Annotated in this window: 19 protein-coding genes; 8 read left to right on the top strand and 11 right to left on the bottom strand. The window is 38.3% G+C overall.

Going from position 1 to position 20,224, the window contains the following annotated elements:
* Window positions 1-75 precede the first annotated feature (75 nt).
* The gene (locus AC2G3J_RS11905) at window positions 76-450 is read left to right on the top strand and encodes a winged helix-turn-helix transcriptional regulator (RefSeq protein ID WP_004721299.1); all 375 of its coding nucleotides are present in this window, start codon (window positions 76-78) and stop codon (window positions 448-450) included.
* A 71-nt stretch (window positions 451-521) separates the two neighbouring features.
* Here the strand turns inward: AC2G3J_RS11905 and AC2G3J_RS11900 are convergent, their stop codons facing one another.
* The 5 genes from AC2G3J_RS11900 to AC2G3J_RS11880 all read right to left on the bottom strand — a co-directional run bounded on the left by AC2G3J_RS11900 (window position 522) and on the right by AC2G3J_RS11880 (window position 5,099).
* Entirely contained in the window at window positions 522-1,163 is a 642-nt protein-coding gene (locus AC2G3J_RS11900; RefSeq protein ID WP_483770019.1) for a DUF2238 domain-containing protein, read from the bottom strand.
* Window positions 1,164-1,265: 102 nt separating this feature from the next.
* Window positions 1,266-2,654 carry an adenylosuccinate lyase gene (purB, locus tag AC2G3J_RS11895; RefSeq protein ID WP_336953225.1) on the bottom strand — a complete coding sequence of 463 codons (1,389 nt, stop codon included), beginning with the start codon at window positions 2,652-2,654 and terminating at the stop codon, window positions 1,266-1,268.
* A gap of 56 nt (window positions 2,655-2,710) precedes the next feature.
* Entirely contained in the window at window positions 2,711-3,442 is a 732-nt protein-coding gene (hflD, locus tag AC2G3J_RS11890) for a high frequency lysogenization protein HflD (protein ID WP_336953223.1), read from the bottom strand.
* Window positions 3,443-3,472: 30 nt separating this feature from the next.
* Window positions 3,473-4,609, bottom strand: a complete 1,137-nt coding sequence (gene mnmA / locus AC2G3J_RS11885; RefSeq protein WP_419328283.1) for a tRNA 2-thiouridine(34) synthase MnmA — start codon at window positions 4,607-4,609, stop codon at window positions 3,473-3,475.
* 4 nt (window positions 4,610-4,613) lie between these two features.
* Window positions 4,614-5,099, bottom strand: a complete 486-nt coding sequence (locus AC2G3J_RS11880) for an NUDIX hydrolase (protein ID WP_419328284.1) — start codon at window positions 5,097-5,099, stop codon at window positions 4,614-4,616.
* A gap of 607 nt (window positions 5,100-5,706) precedes the next feature.
* On the opposite strand from AC2G3J_RS11880, the gene AC2G3J_RS11875 reads away from it, so the two are divergent.
* Entirely contained in the window at window positions 5,707-6,189 is a 483-nt protein-coding gene (locus tag AC2G3J_RS11875) for a hypothetical protein (RefSeq protein ID WP_004820707.1), read from the top strand.
* 127 nt (window positions 6,190-6,316) lie between these two features.
* Here AC2G3J_RS11875 and AC2G3J_RS11870 read toward each other — a convergent pair whose 3' ends face one another.
* From AC2G3J_RS11870 to AC2G3J_RS11855, 4 genes are all read right to left on the bottom strand, one after another.
* Window positions 6,317-6,859 (bottom strand): gamma carbonic anhydrase family protein, encoded by a 543-nt coding sequence (locus AC2G3J_RS11870; RefSeq protein WP_419360745.1) that lies wholly within the window; start codon window positions 6,857-6,859, stop codon window positions 6,317-6,319.
* A gap of 134 nt (window positions 6,860-6,993) precedes the next feature.
* Complete coding sequence (dacC, locus tag AC2G3J_RS11865) at window positions 6,994-8,142, bottom strand: D-alanyl-D-alanine carboxypeptidase PBP5/6 (RefSeq protein WP_336953213.1); 1,149 nt, start codon at window positions 8,140-8,142, stop codon at window positions 6,994-6,996.
* A 141-nt stretch (window positions 8,143-8,283) separates the two neighbouring features.
* Window positions 8,284-8,658: an MCR_0457 family protein gene (locus AC2G3J_RS11860; protein WP_336953211.1), complete on the bottom strand. Its 375-nt coding sequence runs from the start codon at window positions 8,656-8,658 to the stop codon at window positions 8,284-8,286.
* 182 nt (window positions 8,659-8,840) lie between these two features.
* Entirely contained in the window at window positions 8,841-9,206 is a 366-nt protein-coding gene (locus tag AC2G3J_RS11855; RefSeq protein ID WP_419328286.1) for an MCR_0457 family protein, read from the bottom strand.
* A gap of 116 nt (window positions 9,207-9,322) precedes the next feature.
* On the opposite strand from AC2G3J_RS11855, the gene surE reads away from it, so the two are divergent.
* The 3 genes from surE (at window position 9,323) to AC2G3J_RS11840 (ending at window position 12,076) form a co-directional block, all read left to right on the top strand.
* Window positions 9,323-10,108 (top strand): 5'/3'-nucleotidase SurE, encoded by a 786-nt coding sequence (surE, locus tag AC2G3J_RS11850; RefSeq protein ID WP_419328287.1) that lies wholly within the window; start codon window positions 9,323-9,325, stop codon window positions 10,106-10,108.
* A gap of 106 nt (window positions 10,109-10,214) precedes the next feature.
* Complete coding sequence (locus AC2G3J_RS11845) at window positions 10,215-11,048, top strand: peptidoglycan DD-metalloendopeptidase family protein (protein WP_336953206.1); 834 nt, start codon at window positions 10,215-10,217, stop codon at window positions 11,046-11,048.
* A 95-nt stretch (window positions 11,049-11,143) separates the two neighbouring features.
* Window positions 11,144-12,076, top strand: a complete 933-nt coding sequence (locus tag AC2G3J_RS11840; protein WP_483770018.1) for a LysR family transcriptional regulator — start codon at window positions 11,144-11,146, stop codon at window positions 12,074-12,076.
* A 137-nt stretch (window positions 12,077-12,213) separates the two neighbouring features.
* Here the strand turns inward: AC2G3J_RS11840 and AC2G3J_RS11835 are convergent, their stop codons facing one another.
* A complete protein-coding gene (locus tag AC2G3J_RS11835) occupies window positions 12,214-13,425 on the bottom strand; it encodes an aspartate aminotransferase family protein (RefSeq protein ID WP_336953202.1) in 1,212 nt (403 codons plus the stop codon).
* Between the two features lie 165 nt (window positions 13,426-13,590).
* Here AC2G3J_RS11835 and grxD point away from each other — a divergent pair, with 165 nt between their 5' ends.
* Window positions 13,591-13,932, top strand: a complete 342-nt coding sequence (grxD, locus tag AC2G3J_RS11830; RefSeq protein WP_336953200.1) for a Grx4 family monothiol glutaredoxin — start codon at window positions 13,591-13,593, stop codon at window positions 13,930-13,932.
* A 243-nt stretch (window positions 13,933-14,175) separates the two neighbouring features.
* On the opposite strand, the gene AC2G3J_RS11825 is transcribed toward grxD, so the two are convergent.
* Complete coding sequence (locus AC2G3J_RS11825) at window positions 14,176-16,815, bottom strand: Lon protease family protein (protein WP_483770017.1); 2,640 nt, start codon at window positions 16,813-16,815, stop codon at window positions 14,176-14,178.
* A gap of 181 nt (window positions 16,816-16,996) precedes the next feature.
* Between AC2G3J_RS11825 and AC2G3J_RS11820 the strand changes: the two genes are divergently transcribed.
* Entirely contained in the window at window positions 16,997-19,192 is a 2,196-nt protein-coding gene (locus AC2G3J_RS11820) for an AmpG family muropeptide MFS transporter (protein WP_483770016.1), read from the top strand.
* A 290-nt stretch (window positions 19,193-19,482) separates the two neighbouring features.
* Window positions 19,483-19,884, top strand: coding sequence for a lactoylglutathione lyase (gene gloA / locus AC2G3J_RS11815; protein ID WP_336953193.1), 402 nt, complete (start codon window positions 19,483-19,485; stop codon window positions 19,882-19,884).
* Window positions 19,885-20,224 lie beyond the last annotated feature (340 nt).

Here is a 20,224-nt window from a genome sequence, read left to right as displayed (position 1 = left end):
ATTATCATAATCATTAAACTTACTATATGTAAGTACGTACCTAAAAGTAAGCTAATTACTGTGTAGAGAGAATTTATGAGCATCTATGCTTCAAGTGATTTAATTGGTCAAGTTTTATCCAGTCAGTGCCCATCTAGAGAAATATTGGAGCATTTAACCAGCAAATGGTCTGTATTGGTTTTACGTTGCTTAAATGATGGCGTACAACGTTTTAGCGAACTGCGTAATCGAATTGAGGGAATCAGCGAAAAAATGCTTGCACAGACATTAAAAGTGCTCGAGCAAGATGGCTTTATATTGAGAACGGTTTATCCTGAGGTACCACCGAAAGTAGAGTATCAATTGACGATTTTAGGTGCACAAGCGGCTGAAAAATTAAACTATTTGATTGGTTGGATTGAGCGCAGTTTGCCCGATATCTTAGAGAATAAACAAAGATTGCAAAAGTAAAATTCAGTTGATTTTATACTCACCAAGAAGTTGATCGCTAAGTGAGTATATTGGAAGGGAGAAAAGCCTTATTATTGAGGATGATTCACTTTTGCCGCAGCTTTTAAAGCGACTAATCCTGTCATGATTGCACCAATGGTGGCTAAGAACATATCCTTATGCGCATCCCATATATCACCTTGTTGTCCATTATAGTTTTCAGCTTCTTCTGGAGATAGGCCAATGGCAATCCACCATTCAATCCATTCATAAAATAAACTGGTTGCCATAACAAATTGAATGACTAATAAAAATAAGGTTTTAGGCTTTAAGTTTGGTAACCACACTTGGAAAATTCGGTAGAAAAATGGGTAAAGAAATAAGCCATAGAATAAGTGTACAAAGCGGTCAAACATGTTACGTGTCCACCCCATTGCTTGATTGAGATCAAAGTTTAAGTATTTGATTGACCAATCATTATAAGGCACATAAGAATAAAGATAATGTGCAGCAATGACATGAATCACCAAGAAGAGGATGTACAATAAAAATGATGAAAATGTCAGCCCTATTTTCTTTAGACAGAAAAATAGAACAATCAGCATGAGTAAGGTGCCAATCTGATGCAGCATGTAAGATGGGTATTCTAAGGGATTGATACTGGCAAGAATGATTGCGATTGCAAGCAAAGCAAGAACAAGCCAATGTTTTTTTGTTAAGGCATGATAAATCATTATGGTATTTTCTAAAAATTATTACTGCGCATTGTAATCAAAATGCAAAAAAATGCGAAGCATCGGCTTCGCATTTTTTAGGTCTTTTAGATGATTAAAAGCTTAGATTTTAGCAATCAAATCTTTAATTTTTTTGGCTTGATCCGCAGCATTACCTGTGTAAGTAGCAGGAGTCATTTCAGCCAAACGTGCACGATCAGCAGCAGGTACAGCTTCAAGCTCAGTACCATTGACAAAATCAACCATCATGTCACGTGTCATCGCTTGACCACGAGTCAATGCTTTTAATTTTTCATATGGTTTTTCAACTGCATAACGACGCATTACAGTTTGAATTGGTTCAGCCAATACTTCTTGTGCATGATCAAGGTCTTCAAGAATACGTGTCGCATTAAGTTCAAGTTTTCCAATACCTTTTGAACATGCTTCAAAAGCAATTAAACTTTGTGCCAAGCCAACACCCATGTTACGTAATACGGTAGAGTCCGTGAGGTCACGTTGCCAACGGGAAATTGGCAATTTTTCACCTAAGTGCGCTAATACTGCATTTGCAATGCCCAAGTTACCTTCTGAGTTTTCAAAATCAATAGGATTGACTTTGTGTGGCATTGTCGAAGAACCGACTTCACCTTCTTTTAGACGTTGTTTAAAGAAGCCTAAAGAGATATAGCCCCAAACATCACGGTTAAAGTCGATTAAAATTGTATTAAAACGACGTAGAGCATCGAACAATTCAGCGATGTAATCGTGTGGTTCGATCTGAGTTGTATAAGGGTTGAAGGTTAAACCGAGTGATTCAACAAATGCTTGCGAGTGAGCAGGCCAGTTGATTTCAGGATAAGCAGAGTAGTGTGCGTTGTAGTTACCCACTGCACCATTAATTTTGCCCAATAATTCAACTTGTTTAAACTGTTTGATTTGACGTGCTAAACGATATGCAACATTGGCCATTTCTTTACCCAAAGTCGTTGGGCTAGCAGTTTGGCCATGGGTACGTGATAGCATCGGTTGTTCAGCATGTGTTTCAGATAAAGCCACAATAGAATCAACAATTTGTTGCATAGCAACAACTAATACTTCACGACCACTTTTCAACATTAAAGCGTGAGAAAGGTTGTTGATGTCTTCTGAAGTGCATGCGAAGTGAATAAATTCACCTGCATTTTTAAGCTCATCAATATGTGCAATTTTTTCTTTTAAGAAATATTCAACCGCTTTTACATCATGGTTAGTGGTACGCTCAATCTCTTTAATACGGTTAGCATCATCTTCAGAAAATTGAGTAACAATCGCATCTAAAGCAGTATTGGTTGCAACAGAAAAAGCGGGCACTTCTGTAATTTCAGGACGATTTGCAAGCGCTTGTAACCAACGCACTTCAACAGTCACACGAGCATGGATGAGACCAAACTCAGAGAGGTAAGGGCGTAATGCATCGCATTTGCTTGCATAGCGTCCGTCTAGTGGAGAAAGGGCGGTTAAAGCGTTCATAAAGATTCCTTAAATTTTGGAATTAGAGCGAATGGCGTAACCCGAACAGTATCAAATTAAACAACCTGATATTGTAATCGAGCCAGATCTTGAATATCTTGAAGAAGTTTGCGTTTGCTAAAGATCATATTCCATGAACTACCACCTAATTGACGCCATAGGTGTGCCATTTGTAAGCCTGTGAATAAACTGGCGCGGATACGATTGGTATGGGCAGAATCTTTAAAGGCCTCTGCATTCCCGCGAACTAGAATTCGAGGATTAATTTGACCAGCAGTGTCGACATAGGTTTGTGCTAAATTGGCAATGATACTTGGATGTAAATAGTTATTATCAAAAAAAGACAGCTGTTTTAATATTTTTTGTTGAGATTGTTCAATAATTTCAACAAATTTTGAATTGCTATAGACTTTTTTTTCCAAGGCCAATAACGACATTGCATAAGTCATTGGTAGTTTTGCATTGGCAATTTTAGGAATTCTAGATTTCGGTGATGTCGAGAAAGGTTGTGTAATACTACTTTCTAAAGCTTTTAAACCTAAAGAAATGTCTGCCAATTGATTGAAAAAATCTAAAGTTTGACCGGATAGATTGGCAGAAGGACGAATATTGAGGCTAGCTTTGATGAGCTGTTCAAAATAGAAATTACCGCTTTCACCAATACTTTGACGTCCTGACATTGCAGTCATATGGGTTAGCTGTGTTGCTTGAAACACAGCTGCTAACGCCAAAGCTCGGTTTTGGCGTTGATTCAAAGTTTGAGGCTGTTGAAAGGGCAACTCAACCATGCCTAAATTCCTTTAAATAATTTTTAATCATTACTCAATAAAATCTGGTTTTGGTGCATTGGTATGATGAATCACACCACCACCTAAACATACTTCATCGACATAGAAAACAACACTTTGTCCCGGAGTAACGGCACGCTGTGCTTCATCAAACTCGACACGAACACCATTCGGAGTGTTTGTATCTTTATAAATTGTACATGCTTGATCAGGCTGACGGTAACGAGTTTTTGCCGTGCATCGGAAACCAGTGTCTGGAATTGCTTGTTCACCCGCAACCCAGTCAATAGTTTCAGACCATAAAATGGTACTCTGCATCAGTGGATGTTCATGACCTTGCCCAACTACAAGACGATTAGATTCAATGTCTTTATGTAGAACAAACCAAGCACCTTCTTCAGCACCTTTGAGACCGCCTAAACCAATACCACCACGCTGACCGAGCGTATAGTACATTAAGCCGTGATGATCACCAACCTCTTTTCCAGTATCTAAGACAATTTTTCCAGGTTGTGCCGGTAAATATTGTTTTAAGAAGTCATTAAAACGGCGCTCACCAATAAAGCAGATTCCTGTTGAATCTTTTTTCTTGGCAGTGGCTAAACCCAATTCTTCCGCAATTTTACGTACTTGTGGTTTTTCGATTTCACCAACAGGGAACAAGGTCTTATTGATTTCACGACCATGGACTGCGTGAAGAAAATAGGTTTGGTCTTTGTTATTGTCTACACCACGCAATAAAGGCGCATATTGATCACCTTTTGAGTTTGTGGTTGTTTCACCACGACGACAATAATGTCCAGTTGCAATAAAATCAGCGCCTAAATTGACAGCATGATCTAAGAATGCACGGAATTTAATTTCTTTATTACACAGAATATCTGGGTTTGGTGTACGCCCAGCGGCATATTCTGCTAAGAAATGTTCAAATACGCGATCCCAATATTCCATTGCAAAATTTGCAGTATGGAGTTTGATCCCAATTTTGTCACACACCGCTTGTGCGTCAGCAAGGTCATCCATTGCGGTACAATATTCCGTGCCATCATCTTCTTCCCAGTTTTTCATGAAAAGCCCTTCAACTTGATATCCTTGTTGAAGTAAAAGTGCAGCAGAAACAGATGAATCTACACCACCCGACATACCGACGATGACACGTTGTTGCATAGGATTAGGCATCCAAATTTGAAATTAAAGGAGAGTTTTGGTGCTCATAGATGAGCGAAAGTGGGTATTTTTGCCCAGAAAGTGCATCTTGTACAGCTTTAATGACCAAAGGACTTCTTGCGCGAGCAGATTCAAGCAGTTCTTCAAGCGTCATCCATTGTGGTCCAATGATATCTGTATCCAGCTGTGCGTCTGGAAAGTATTCAGTCACATGCGCTAAAAAGCAAAATCTAAAATAAGTGCGGTCTGGAAACATGGGTGGGGTATAGGTATAGATCCCCAGTAATGAATTGATTTCTACTGCATATCCTGTCTCTTCCATGGTTTCACGTAACGCTGCTTGAATAATAGTTTCACCATATTCAACATGCCCAGCGGGTTGATTGAACACAGTATGGCTTACACCTTCGGTATATTCTTCTACAAAAAGAAATTTTCCATCTTTTTCTACAACTGTCGCAACAGTAACGTGGGGTGTCCAAGCGGTCATGACCAGCACCAAGGGAGATAAAGCATTATTCTACAAAATTTAGCACGTGGTGGCTATGTTCATGCGGATTTTCTTTGATCATCCTAAGCGGACATGTATCCACAATATGCTCAAAATACTTCTGGGCAAGTTTGCTTATCTTGCATTTGGAGCTGAAATCTCAGCGCTTTAACTGATTAATCTATTATTTTATACCAGCTTGTTGTAGGTCAGAATGTTTCACATAAAAATTACTATATAAACTGATGTATTTGGTTCTATCGATCCAGCTCAATAGACCGCTGGAATATTCATGTGTAGATGTGTTAAGTGTAATACGCAATATGTCTGTATGATTATTCGACTTAATACTGAACACAGAATTAAATACATTCGCTATTTACGGGTGTACCCCACTAAAACATAAAAGACTTTATTTGTTTGAATCTACTGTATCGTCGAATGTTTTTTGGATAGAATTATAAGACATTGACTATAAAAGATAGTCAAATCAAAAAAGCTTGAATTGGGGCTTGATCAAGCAACGTTTTATACAGGTAAAGCCAGTTCTTGTTTTAAGATCGCTTAGCCATTCCAATTCTTGGGCATACAATAGGATTTAAAAAGTATGATAAAGAAATTATTATGTATACCTTTAGGTGTATTACTGATCACTGGGTGTGCTTCAAATCCTAATGATGCCACTTCAAATGTAGGTACACAGGGATTATTAATTTGCCAGCCAAGTGAACTTTGTCCAATCGTCACTGTGGTGTGGAATGAGACACATAAAGACTTTTTAAAGGTGAAACTCAGCTTAAATAGCGCCTATACCAAATATAATATTGAAAAAGTTGTATTTAGTGATGGTGCAAAAAGTCACTCCTTTAATGTGATTGGGCCAACTGAAATTGATTTTGCATTTAAAGCAAATCGTTCTCGTAACAGTGTGCTTATTCCAGTCAACCTAATGGGGGACTTCAAAGGCTCGCAAAATATCTTTATGGAAATACATACAGATCAAGGTGTGATTACCCGCTATATCTTAAAAGACAATGTCAAAGCACCCGTATTTGAAGAATTAACCAAATACTACAAAGTCTCTGAATAGCGGTTTGATCCAAAATGTAATGCCTAATTCCACTGTAGTTTAGTGGAATTAGATTTACTTGAGCAACACGTATTCAAATAAAAAATACGCTTTTAAGCATGCTTAGATATTTGCTTTAATCCTATGATTAATCGTGTGTCTCTAAATGATGATTCGCCACTTTGACATAATGTCTTGCTGAATAAGGTAGAAATTCTTTTTCTTTATCGGTTAAAGGGCGAACTTTTTGTACAGGGCTTCCTACATAGAGGTAACCACTTTCCAAGCGCTTTCTTGGTGGAACTAGAGAGCCTGCACCAATCATGACATCATCTTCAATTACCACATCATCAAGAACAATGGTATTAATTCCAACTAAAACACGGTTGCCAATGGTACAACCATGTAAAGTGACATGGTGCCCGATCGTCACATCTTCCCCAATTACTAAAGGTGAACCATTGGGTTTAGCATCATTTTTATGACTAACATGTAACATGCAATGGTCTTGTACATTAGAATAACGCCCAATTTTAATGTGATTGACATCAGCACGAATCACCGCAAAAGGCCAAACAGATACATTTTCCGCCAAAGTTACTTCACCGATTACAACCGAGAGATCATCGATATAACAGGTTGAATCAATTTTAGGATGATGGTCTAAATACGAACGAATATTTTTTTTCATGTTGGCTTCCATGTCAAAAGCAAAATTTAACCAATGTGTTTTTACCGAGTATAAATTAAAAAGGCATCCAAATCTGTGATCAGGATGCCTGTGCTTTAGTCTAATAAACTCAATATTAGGTTTAAGCGAATAATTTAGAACAAGTTGCTAAAGAACATTTTGATATGATCGATCAAGCGAGAGAAGAAGCCTGCTTCTTCTACAGCTTTTAACGCCACTAATGGTTTTTCAGCAATGACTTTACCGTCTAAAGTTGCAGTAAGTTTACCTACAACCTGACCTTGTTTTAATGGTGCATTTAAGTTGGGTTGAACAGTAACTTGAGTTTTAATGGCATTAGCCTGACCTTTAGGCATCGTCACATTGAAGTTTTCAGCTAAACCAATTTGTACGTCACTTTCTTTACCAAAATAAACCTTTGCTTTAGCAAGAACTTGATTTGCAGGTTGCACACTGACAGTTTCAAAATTTGAGTAACCCCATGCTAATAATGAACGTGTTTGACTCGCACGTTCATTCATAGACGGCGCACCAAAAATCACAGAAATCAAACGCATTGGACCACGTTTTGAGGAGGTAGTTAAGCAATAACCCGCTTCATCTGTATGACCTGTTTTTAAGCCATCAACACTTGGGTCAGTATAAAGTAAGGCATTACGATTACCTTGTTTGATGCCGTTAAAAGTAAATTCTTTTTCCGAATAAATAGGATAATATTTTGAACTGTCATGAATGATATGTTTAGCAAGTACCGCCATATCTTTTGCGGTTGAGTAATGACCTTCAGCAGGCATACCTGTTGCATTGATAAAATGCGTATTGACCATGCCCACACGTTTGGCTTCTTGGTTCATCGCATAAGCAAATGAACCCTCATTACCGGAAATATGTTCAGCCATAGCTTTAGATGCATCATTACCTGACTGGATAATAATGCCTCGTAACATTTCTAAAACTGTTGCAGTACCATTTAAAGGTACGTACATACAAGATTCAGTACTGCTACCACGGCACCATGCAGACTCATTCATGCGAACTTTTTCACTTTCGGTCAGTTCACCTTTAAGAAGTTTTTGCTCAATGATGTAACTCGTCATCATTTTAGTCATCGAAGCAGGTGCTAATTTTTCATTTTCATTCTTCGATGCAAGAATTTGACCTGTCTCATAGTCCATTAAGACATACGATTTATTATTTAATTCTGGCGGAGTTGTTAAGACGGTTGCTGCATAAGAAAATGAAGGTAAAAGTAATAATGCAGCAATGGCGCTTTTTCGAGTCATTCTAGGTCGTTCCAATCGTTATATGAGCACAAACAGGCTAGCATTTTAGGGCAAAGCAAAGCCGACTTCTACAAGGAAAGTCGGCTTATTTCTTACTTATTGTAACTAATTCAATATTTGTTAAATATATCGTACAAATCGTTATGACTGATAGTGACTAATGTCATTACAAATCGCTGTATTTTCAGCATCACCTGCTTTTTTTGCATCACTTTTTGCTTCTTTTAACGCTCTTTGGAAATCCTTTTGCTTGGTAAGTGATTTTAAGGTTGCTTTAGGATCTTTGTCATTTGGCATATAGTCTTTAAGCAGATGATCAAAACCTTTGTTAAACGCAGCATCTGTTTTAATTAGACTCGGGCAGATATCCGACAATACATAAATTGCAGCCAATTCTTCTTTAGATACTTGTTGCTGAGTAACTTCGATTTTGTCAGATGCGGCAAAAGCATGTGTCATAAATAAACTACTTGCTGATACAAGGCTTAATGTCAGCATTTTTAACGTCATACGCATAAATAACCTAATCAATTTTTAATTTGAGAATTTGCATAGATTAAACGTAAAAACTGTGAAAAATATAGAGAAAGTGTATCGATGTTGTAGATTTATTTGAAATTTTCGCAAACTTAACAATGCAAAAGATGTCAAAAAAGTATTTTTTAACATCGCATTGGTCGTGAGGTTCTTATGCTGTTCTAGTGTGAAAGTTCAAGTACATCAGCACATACTGCTTTGTGTTCAGCTTGATCCACTTCTTTGGCACTTATTTGTGCTTCTTTCAGTACAGTTTGGTATTCTGGATCTTGTTGAAGCTGCACTAATGTTGTAGTTTTCGAGAGATCCTTTAATAAGATTTGGGTTAAATTCTCAATTTTAGTTTGAAATGCAGGATTGTTACCGATTAACACTGGGCAAACTTCGGCAAGCACTTGGGTTGCTGCAATATCTTCTTTCGCAATTCGATCAGACTCTTGTGAAGTTAATGTTTCTGAAAATGCAGATTGTGCACAAAGTGTGATGAGAGCAATAGAAATAGTATGAGTAAGAGAACGTGTAATCATCTTTATAGTCACAAATTAGATTTAAAATTGAGTAAGTAACTATATATAATTGTTAAATAAATTTGAATTAAATAACTCAGTAGTCATTTAATAAATTTTAATCAGAGAACCCGTTAGTGAATATTTTAATTGCAAATGATGATGGTGTTTTTGCACCAGGTATTCAAGCTTTAGCAAAAGCGTTGCGACCATTAGGTCGAGTTGTTATTGTTGCGCCAGAAAGTGAGCGCAGTGGTTTTTCAAGTGCATTAACCCTAGATCGACCACTTCGACCAATTCAAATTGCAACAGATATGTGGGCAGTAAACGGTACACCTGCAGATTGTGTCTATTTGTCCATGAATGGTTTGTTCGATTTCGAATTTGATTTAGTTGTGAGCGGAATCAATAGTGGGGCAAATTTAGGAGACGATGTACTTTATTCTGGAACAGTAGGGGCGGCATTTGAAGGGCGTTTGATGAAACAACCTGCCATCGCAGTTTCATTAGCGGGCAGTAATGTGCGTTCATATGACAATCCTGAAGATTATGCGCAAGCCGCAAATTGGGTTTATACGTTTATTGCCAAAGGCTTACCTGAACTGCCTCCACGACATATTCTAAATATCAATATTCCTGATGTAGAAGATATTTTAGGTGCTCAAATTACTTATCAGGGTCGTCGAATACAATCAAAACCGATTACCAGTCAGGTCGATCCTCGTGGTCGTCAAGTCTATTGGATTGGTTTGGCGGGTGAAGCAGTGACAGACCCCAAAAAGAATTCAAAAAACCTGCAATCTGACTTTTTTGCAATTGCCAATGGGTATGTCAGTATTACACCAATTCAAATGGACGCGACTAATTATACGATTCTTGAAACACTACAATCACAACTCTCACATAGTCATTTTGATGTTTGAGTGTTATAACTTTGTGAAAAAGCACTGTTAAACAGTGAAATGCGTGTGTTTTTTGCTAATCTTAAGCAAATATTTTTAAATTTTAAGATTGTAGAGAGGGAAATCAATGCTTTTGGCTCGATCAACACTTCCAATTCAAATGCCTAAACGATGGATAAAAATCATTTTGTCCACAATAGCAATCACCTCTACAATATTGGTGACTGGGTGTGCATCGAAGCCTCAAATAAATAATCCTACACGCTATGCTGTTGCACCTGACTATTACACAGTTCGTTCTGGTGATACCTTAAGTGCAATCTCAATGCGTTATGGTTTGAGTTATCTCAGTGTTGCTGAAATGAATGATATCGCTGCGCCTTATCGAATTTATGTGGGGCAGTCATTACGTTTGAAAAAGGGTAGTGGCAATGTCACTCGATCTACGACGAAAGCGTTAACTAACAATGAACCGCAAATTCAACGTCAAACGATTAAGTTACCAACACAGCAGCCAACACCACCAACTGGGACAATAACTGCTCAGCCAGCAACGCCGCCTGTGCAAACGACGACGACAGTACAATCAACACAATTGAGATGGGTAAAACCATCAAATGGGCCTGTTATTGCAAATTATAATGTTGCGAATAATATAAAAGGAATACGTTTCGGAGGGAATCAAGGTGATCCAATTTTTGCCGCAGCGGATGGTCAAGTGGTTTATGCTGCAGATGGATTAAAAGAATATGGTAATCTTGTCTTAGTAAAACATATTGATGGTTACATTACTGCATATGCTCATAACAGCAAAATGTTGGTGAAAAGTGGTCAAACGGTGACAGCAGGACAGAAGATTGCAGAGATGGGATCTTCAGGCGCCACCAGTACTATGCTGGAGTTTCAGGTACGTTTAGATGGAAAACCAATTAACCCAGCAAATATTTTACCAATAAATTAAATATTTTAATGCAAAGTGTAATTTTCTTCGTATAATACAATGAGTTGTTTTGAACAAAAAAGTGTGAAACAGCTCATAATTTCAGAGGGAAATTTATGTTAGATCAACTTCGGGCAATGGGTGTATTTGCTTGTGTTGTTGAAAAAAGTTCTTTTAGTGGTGCCGCGCGTGACCTTGGCATTACGACTAGTGCGGTTAGTCAGCAAATTAGATCTTTAGAACATGAAATGGAAGTTACGCTTCTACATCGTTCTACACGAAAGCTGAGTATAACTGAGGCTGGTCAAGCTTTTTTCCACAGTTGTCAAGAAATGCTCGCTGCCGCAGAGCGTGGAAAAATCCGCATTAATGAGTTGCGCGATGATTTAGTTGGGGATTTGCGTATTGCGACAACCCCAGAAATAGGAGCAACACATGTTGTGCCTGCTTTATCGCATTGGATGTCTGCACATCGAGGTTTGATGGTTCATTTTGAAGCAGATAACCAATATATCGACTTGATCCAAGAGCGTATAGATATTGCTATTCGTATGTCTTCAAAAATCGAAGATGTGAATAACTTGAGTTGTACGCCTCTTGCAAGAGTAGATCAAATCTTAGTTGCATCGCCAAGTTATTTAAATCAAACTGCGCCTATTTCGCGACCTGAAGATTTACAGAATCATGATTTGATTCCGATAAATATCATGAAAAATTCTCAACATTTTTCATTTCAGCATGGTGCAACAGGTGAAGTCGTTAATTTAGAAATGAAGCATCGTCTTCAGACAAATAATGTATTTGTTGCAAAATCATTGTGCCAACATGGACATGGTATTGCTCGGATTCTTTATTTAGATGTGCAAAAAGAATTGATGAATGGAACGTTGGTTGAAGTATTACCAGAGTGGAAGTTACCAACTTTCACTTTAAGTGCTGTGACCTTAAAGCGTGAACAGCAACCGATGAAAATTCATCGTTGTCTAGACGCTTTAAAACAATATTTTAGCCAGTTACCTGGTGGTAGAATTTTCCAAGAAGCCTCATAAAGCCAAAGTTCTAACTCTAATAAGTTCTAATAAAAAAGCCGCTTTAAAGCGGCTTTTCTATATTTTTAACTTTATAAGCAATGACGATAAAACTAAAAGAGATTAACAGGTTGAGCTCTTAAAGTATTGGTTAATGTTTAAGCAAGAAACGCTTTAATTGCAGGCACTAAACGTTTCAATAAGTCATCTGCCTGCTCATGATTCATATTTAAAGCAGGAAGTAAGCGGATCACATTACCTGAAGTAACATTAATGATTAAATGATACTTATCACGTGCTATGTTCACCAATTCAGCACAGTCTTTTGATAGTTCGATACCAATCATCATACCGAAACCACGCACAACCACATCCTGATCTGCAAGTTGAGCACGGAACTGATCGACTAAATAGGTTCCAATTTCCGCAGCATTTGCGACAATATTTTCTTTTTGGATCAAATCAATCACAGTGTAGACGACACGTGAGCCTAAATGTGTGCCGCTATAAGTAGACCCATGATTCCCAGCAGCAAGAACACCAACACCACGACCCTGTGTCATCACAGCACCAATTGGAAAACCATTTCCCAAACCTTTTGCTGTGGTTAAAACATCTGGAATAATATTGGTATGTTGATAGGCAAAGTATTTACCAGTACGGCCATTACCTGTTTGGACCTCATCCAGCATCATCAACCAATTATGTTGATTACAAATGCGACGAATATCTTCAAGATAGCTAAAGCCTTGAGGAGCCGTATTGACGCCACCTTCACCTTGGATTGGTTCAACCAAAATTGCCACAATGTCAGGATGCTGAATAGCGGCTTCTTCAATGGCTTCTATATCGCCAAAAGGTACACGAATAAAGCCATCAACCAAAGGTGCAAAGCCTTCCTGAACTTTTTTATTGCCAGTAGCAGAAAGTGTTGCAAGCGTACGACCATGGAATGATTGGTCTGCAACAATGATTTTAGGGGTGGAAACACCTTGTAAATGACCAAATTTACGTGCAATTTTAATTGCACCTTCATTCGATTCTGCACCACTGTTTGAGAAAAAGATTTCTTCCATTCCTGAAACTTCAGCCAGCTTTTGTGCTGCTGCAGTTTGCCAAGCGACTTCGTAAATATTACTCGTATGAATTAACGTAGCTGCTTGTTCTGCAATGGCTTCAGCCAACACAGGATGAGCATGCCCTAAGCCACAAACGGCTATACCCGTCAATGCATCTAAATACTCAGTGCCATTTTCTGTATAAAGATAAGAACCTCGTCCTCGTATAAAGCTGATCGGTTGACGGCTGAATACAGGCATCAAATGTGAAGGTTGATCAGTTTGTACCGGAGCGAGGGTGATGTTATTCATAACTAACTCTTATCTGTTAGAAGTGGAAAAGGTGAAAGATTATCTAACCAAAATATGCGGAAGATTTAAAGCTTTAATATAAATAAAATTGGAAATAATCGTCTAGACATATTCTTTATTGTGGATTTAGGTATAATGCAGGCAGATGAGTTGAGGATTTAATCAATGACTGAACAAGCGCGTGATACAGAAGCGTTAATTCGCGATCAAATAGCTAAACATGCAGTACTTCTTTATATGAAAGGTACTCCGCAATTTCCACAATGTGGTTTCTCTGCGCGTGCAGTTGAAGCACTTAGCCAAATTGGTCGTCCATTTGCTTATGTAAATATCTTGGAAAATCCTGATATTCGTGCAACTTTGCCACAAATTGCAAATTGGCCTACATTCCCTCAATTGTGGATTAATGGTGAATTGATCGGCGGTAGCGACATTATTCTAGAAATGTTCCAAAATGGTGAATTAAAACCATTGATTGAGCAGTATAGCCCAGCGCCAGATGCTTAATGAGTAGATGATGTAGAATAAGCACCGGAAGGTGCTTTTTTATTTGGCTAAGATTTATTTTGTTCTAGGATGGGAAAATTGATCAACAGCCTAGACAAGACTTTGCGATAACTGGTGAAGAGTTTAAGTGTTTAGATATTTTAAAAAAACAGGAAGTTTAACTCATTTATGATCATGAAAAATAAGACAAAGCCTTGAATATTCAAAGCTTTGTCTATGTGAGGCTGTAAATTAACAATCAACTTAAGATGAATTTCGTTTATTCTGCTTTGCCACAACTTCAAGCTGGTTTTCTTCAGTGAAGACAGTTGGTGCTTCAGCTTCAGCCTTTTTCAGTTTTTTTTCCTTCTTCTTTTTTTTCTTTTTCTTTGGTTTCTGTTCTATTTCAACACCATCTTCCAATGCCTGCCAATATTCAAGCTGTGCCATCACTGCTGCATAGATTGAACCTTTGGTATAGCGGTCTTTCTTGTCTAAGGTACCAACAGGGCGCGCCATTAGGATTTCTAAAGCTTGGTCAATAGTGTCAATTGCGTGGATGTGAAATTGACCTTCATTGACAGCCTCAATCACATCATGACGAAGCATCAAATGCTGCATATTCTGACGAGGAATAATCACACCTTGTTTGCTGGTTAATCCTTGTAGCTTACATGCGTCGAAGAATCCTTCAATTTTTGCATTAACTCCACCAATAGGCTGAACTTGACCCAATTGGTTCATTGAGCCTGTGATTGCCCAAGATTGATCGATAGGCAATTGGCAGATCGCAGAAATTAACGCAGAGAGTTCTGCAACTGTGGCACTGTCACCATCTACTTGACCATAACTTTGTTCAAAGGCGAGGGCAGCAGAAAAATGCAAAATCTGTTCACGACCAAAATGTGCTTTTAAGAAGCTCGACATGAGCAAGACGCCTTTGGCGTGTAATGAACCACCCAGTTCCACACTACGTTCAATATCTAGAATGTCACCACCACCTTGGTATACAGAAGCGGTTAAGCGTGAAGGTAAACCAAACTCAACGTCGGCATATTGGATCACAGATAAAGCATTAATTTGACCTAAGCGATGGCCACGAGTTTCGATTAACTGAGTGCCACGTGACAAGTCTTGCCAATAGAGCTCTCTTAAATAGCCTAAGCGGTATTGACGATGTTTCAGGGCTGTATTGATATGATGAGACGTAACTAACTTTTCGTCCGACTGCGCTGCATGATGATGTGACTCACGAATTAAATCACCAAGTGTTAAAGCATGTAAAGACAATGAGCTTTGGTCTTCAGCTTGGCGACTTGAATCTGTTAATAACGCTGCCAATGCAGAGCGATCAAATGGCAGTAATTTATCTTGTTGAACATAGTCTGCAATCAGTTGCATATAGGCTTGCTCATTATCATCATTACGTTGCAGAGTGTCGGTAAAATCAGCACGAATTTTAAAAACACTGCCTAATTCTGGCTCTAATTCTAAAATTTCATAATAAATTTCAGGTTCTGCCAATAAAACCACTTTTAAGTTAAGTGGCACAGATGCCGGTTCAATTGAAATACTGCCTGTTAAAGTCAGCATGTGCTCAAGAGAAGATAACTTTAATTGTCCTGATTTTAATGCGCGTTTTAGACCTTGCCATGCATAAGGCTGTTCTAACAGTTGTTCCGCTTCTAAAATTAAAAAACCACCATTGGCTTGATGCAATGAGCCTGGACGAATCAGAGTAAAGTCAGTGGTGATCGTGCCATTTTGTGTCAACTGTTCAACATGTCCAAGTAAATTGTAATGTGTTGGGAAGTCTTCAAAAATAACTGGTGCACCAGAATTCGGTTTATTGCTCACTACGACATTGGCTTGGTAACGTGAAGGAACACGATTAAATAAAGCAGGAGAGAACTCTTCACCTTCTTGATCCAGAATCGTTTCAACATTTTCAATGATATCAGCAGCAAAATGTTTTAAATATTGATCTAGTCCATTTACGGTTTTAAATTTACTTAAAATTAAATCAATACGAGGAATCACCACTTGTTTGGCAATATCACGATTCAGTTCAGAAACTTGATCACGTGCATCATCTTCTAAATCACCTAACTGAAGGCCAAGCCGTTCAAGTTTCTTATCCATATAACGCATATTGGAATTAATTTCTGCACGCTGTTTACTGTCAAGCGCATTTAAATCTTCCTGTGACATTTCCAATATTTTGTCATCTTTGACATAGATCGGCACAAAAATATGTTCATCGTTACGATTAATTAGTTTTAGGTCTAGGTCTTCGCCTTCTTTGGTCAGTTCAACTAAAGCGAGTTGTTGCTCATTTCCCGTAATCTGACGAATGCGTTCAATACGATTGTGATACGTTTCTGCACTAAAGCGACGTTCAAGTTGTTTAAGAATGGTTTGCCAAGCTTGGTGGATTAAAGCTTGAAACTTACTGCCTTGACCTGCTTGAAAACGCAGGGCAATCGGTTGTCGCGCATTTTTAAAATTATAAACATAGACCCAATCATCAGGCGTTTGCATAGTTTTGGCATGTTGTTGCAACAAGCGCTTGATCATGGTCCTTTTTCCAAGACCTGCCGTGCCCACAGCAAAAATGTTGTAACCTGAATAAGGTAAAGCAATCCCTGCTTCTACAGAGGCTCTGGCACGATCTTGCCCTAAGAAATTATTTAAAGGCTTGATTCTCTTGGTTGACGTAGGAATCTTGCTCAGATTGGGGATATGCGTCAGTTGTTCTGATTTTAGTGCGGTTTGTGTCAACGTGTTTTGAATTTCCGTTTGATCAAAAGCAGATGGAAAAATCGTTTCAGTTTTTTGTATTGGGGTTGCAGTCGTCGTAATTGAAACAGTAGTAGAGCTTAATTGATCGTGTCTTTGGGTCACAGGTGAAATCCAAAACTTATATGGGTTGAAAAGTTAAAGGTATACAGGATTGGGGGTAAAGATCAAGCGCCAAAAGCGGAAATATCTGTAAAAGCGCTCATCAGTTGCATAAAAGTGATTGAAACTCTAAGCATTAAGCGGTTGAATAGCACTATTTCATTTTTCAGAAAATAACAACGCAATGACAACGCAATTATCTCAGCAATCAGCTGAGCAGAATTCCACAGCAAAAAAAGGATGGAAATCTGCTTTTGCCGCTTTTATCGATCGGCGTGCTGCAATTATGCTCTTTCTTGGGTTTTCGGCAGGTATTCCCATTCTGCTAATTTTCTCAAGTTTATCTTTATGGCTAGGTGAGGCCGGAATTGAAAAAAGTGCAGTGACTTTTTTTAGTTGGGCTGCGCTAGGCTATTCTTTTAAATTTGTATGGGCGCCGCTGATTGATGAATTACCCGTCCCGATACTCACCAAAAGACTGGGGCGGCGACGCGCATGGTTGTTGATTGCACAAGTACTAATTATCTGTGCGATTTGTATTATGGCGTTTTCTGATCCCGCTTTGGGCCAAAGTTATATTTACCAAATGGCTGTGGGGGCTGTATTACTGGGGTTTTCCGCAGCAACACAGGATATTGTGATTGATGCCTATCGAATTGAGCTGGCTGAAACTGAGATGCAAACGGTGTTGGCATCGACCTATAACGCAGGCTACCGTTTAGGGATGATTCTTGCTGGTGCAGGCGCTTTATTCCTTGCTGCTTCTTTGGGAACTGCAAAAGGGAACTATATTTATGAAGCATGGAAATATACTTATTTAACGATGGCACTGGTGATGCTGGTGGGCATTATCACAACCTTAGTGATTCGAGAACCCTTGGTTAATCGAGTTGATAAACACTATAAAAATATTGATTACTATCGTTTGGTTTTGGTCTTTATCTTGGCTGTGGCGAGTTTTGTTTGTTTATATATTTACTCTGATGACATGGTTCAATATTTACAAGCGACTTGGAAAGTCGAAGACAACTTGCTTAAGTTTTTAATGGAAGCTGTGCGCTTTTTAGGCTCAGGTCTCGGTGCAATTCTTGTTGCTACATCGTTGATACGTTTTGGTGTCGTTAATAAAAAGATGGCCTATGAGACTTGGGTTAACCCGATTGCTGATTTTTTTAAGCGTTATGGGGTAAAACTGGCATTGGTTTTACTGTTATTGATTGGTTTTTATCGAATTTCAGACATTATTGCTGGTGTTATTTCGAATGTTTTCTATCAAGATTTAAACTTTACCAAAGAACAAATTGCAGAAGCTGTTAAAATTTACGGGGTGATTTTTAGTCTATTGGGTGGTTTTTTAGGGGGGTTACTTGCACAACGTATGAACATTATGAAATTGATGTTTGTGGGTGCAGTTTTAGCAAGCTCAACTAATTTAATATTTATTGGATTGGTGAAATCTGGTGCACCGATGCAAGCAGTATTTGTACAGATTGGCGATAAGAAATTTCAAGCTCAACCTGATGAAGTAGGTTATTGGAAGGTTTCTGTGCCTGGTCAGGACTTGATAGGGGAAAATACCATTCATATTAAAGCAGCATTAGTTAAGCAGGCTGTTGCAAATGAATATACGGTGCCCTATCTAAAAGAAGAAGCCAAGGCTCAAATTCAATTATTGCCTATCACTAGTGATAATCAATTATCTGCAACAGAAGCGAAGCAAAGTATTGTGGTTAAGGGGCAGATTGCGGGAATATCTGTATCTGAGCTTAATCCAGATCAGCCGATTACACTTAAACTCGATGACAAAACATACCCAGCAAAATTAGATAGAGATGGTTTATTTAGCGGTGCGATTGATGGTAAAGCTTTATATGCTTCTGGCACAAAAAACGTGATAGCTGTGGTAAACTATCAACAAACAAAAGCAGCATTGAGTACTCAACAAAGCTATCAATTAACAGCGATAAAAAGTGATATCGATGTGGATATTCAACCACTTCCAGTGATCAAAGCAGATTCATCTGCAGCCGTTGAGATTAAGGGTAAAGTGATTGAAAAATATAGTTCTGGTTGGCTGTATTTTGCTATCGTTGTTGATAATTTAGCTTCGGGTTTAGCGGGTGCAGCATTTATAGCGTTCTTGTCTAGTTTGACCAGTGTGTCATTTACAGCAGTTCAATATGCGATCTTTAGTTCATTGATGACGCTTACACCTAAGATTTTAGGTGGCTATTCTGGAACAATTGTTACCCACATTGGTTATCCTAAATTCTTTTTAATGACCACCTTAATTGGTATTCCAATCCTATTGCTTGTGTTATGGGTTGGAAAATTGTTGCGACAACATCAAGCGCAAAAGATGAATCAATCCATCGAGTAAGCGACTGAATTACTCAAGATAGATTTATGAGGATAACAAGAAGCCTATTTTATCTTATAGATAAAATAGGCTTCTTTAACAGGATGAGAGTTTGAACCATTGGATTGCTAACACATTCAAATAGTTTATTCTAAAGATAAAGTTGTAGTGTTTTTCTAAAATAAGCTGTTATTGCTTAAAAATAATCCAGAAGATTGTCTCATTGATCTGACAAAATATAGATAATTTGAAATATTGAATTGTATTGCCTATATTGGCAGATAATATCTGACTAAACAGGAAAATAAATCATGCGCATGTTGCATACCATGTTACGAGTAGGCAATTTAGAACAATCTTTAGCATTCTATACTGAAGTTCTCGGTATGACATTACTTCGTAAACGTGATTATGAAGAAGGGCGGTTTACTTTAGCATTTGTGGGTTATGGTGATGAAGAGCATCATACTGTATTAGAACTTACCCATAACTGGGATACTGCAAGTTATCAATTAGGCAATGCCTATGGACATATTGCTATTGGTGTCGATGATGCCTATAAAGCCTGTGAAGAGATCAAAGCACGTGGTGGTAATGTGGTACGTGAAGCGGGTCCTATGAAGGGTGGTGTCACAGTCATTGCTTTTGTTGAGGATCCAGATGGCTATAAAATTGAATTGATCCAACAAGATCAAGATGCTCGAAATAATTAGGGGCCGTTGACAATTTGTCTACGTTTGCGACTAGGTGTGTTTTTTAGGCGATACTAGGCGCGAGATACGAAATTTAGCCATTCTAAATGATGAAAAACATCGTTTGGCAAGGTAACAATGTACCGGTAAAAACATGCTAGTCCCCGCTGTGCCTTGCGTTGCAAACAAAGCCGTGCTTTGTTCTTGCTCAGGGTTGTGGCTAAAATTATCTCAGCCTATGTTATGGAACTCGAAAATAGTCTCGCTATTCTCTTCATGCTTTACGACGTATACGTCTCATGCTCAATTTTAACCTACAACGCAAGCCATTTATGAAATGTCTACAGCCCCCATCATTAAA

The sequence above is a fragment of the Acinetobacter legionensis genome (assembly GCF_057165765.1).
This window is presented reverse-complemented; position numbering and strand designations above follow the sequence as displayed.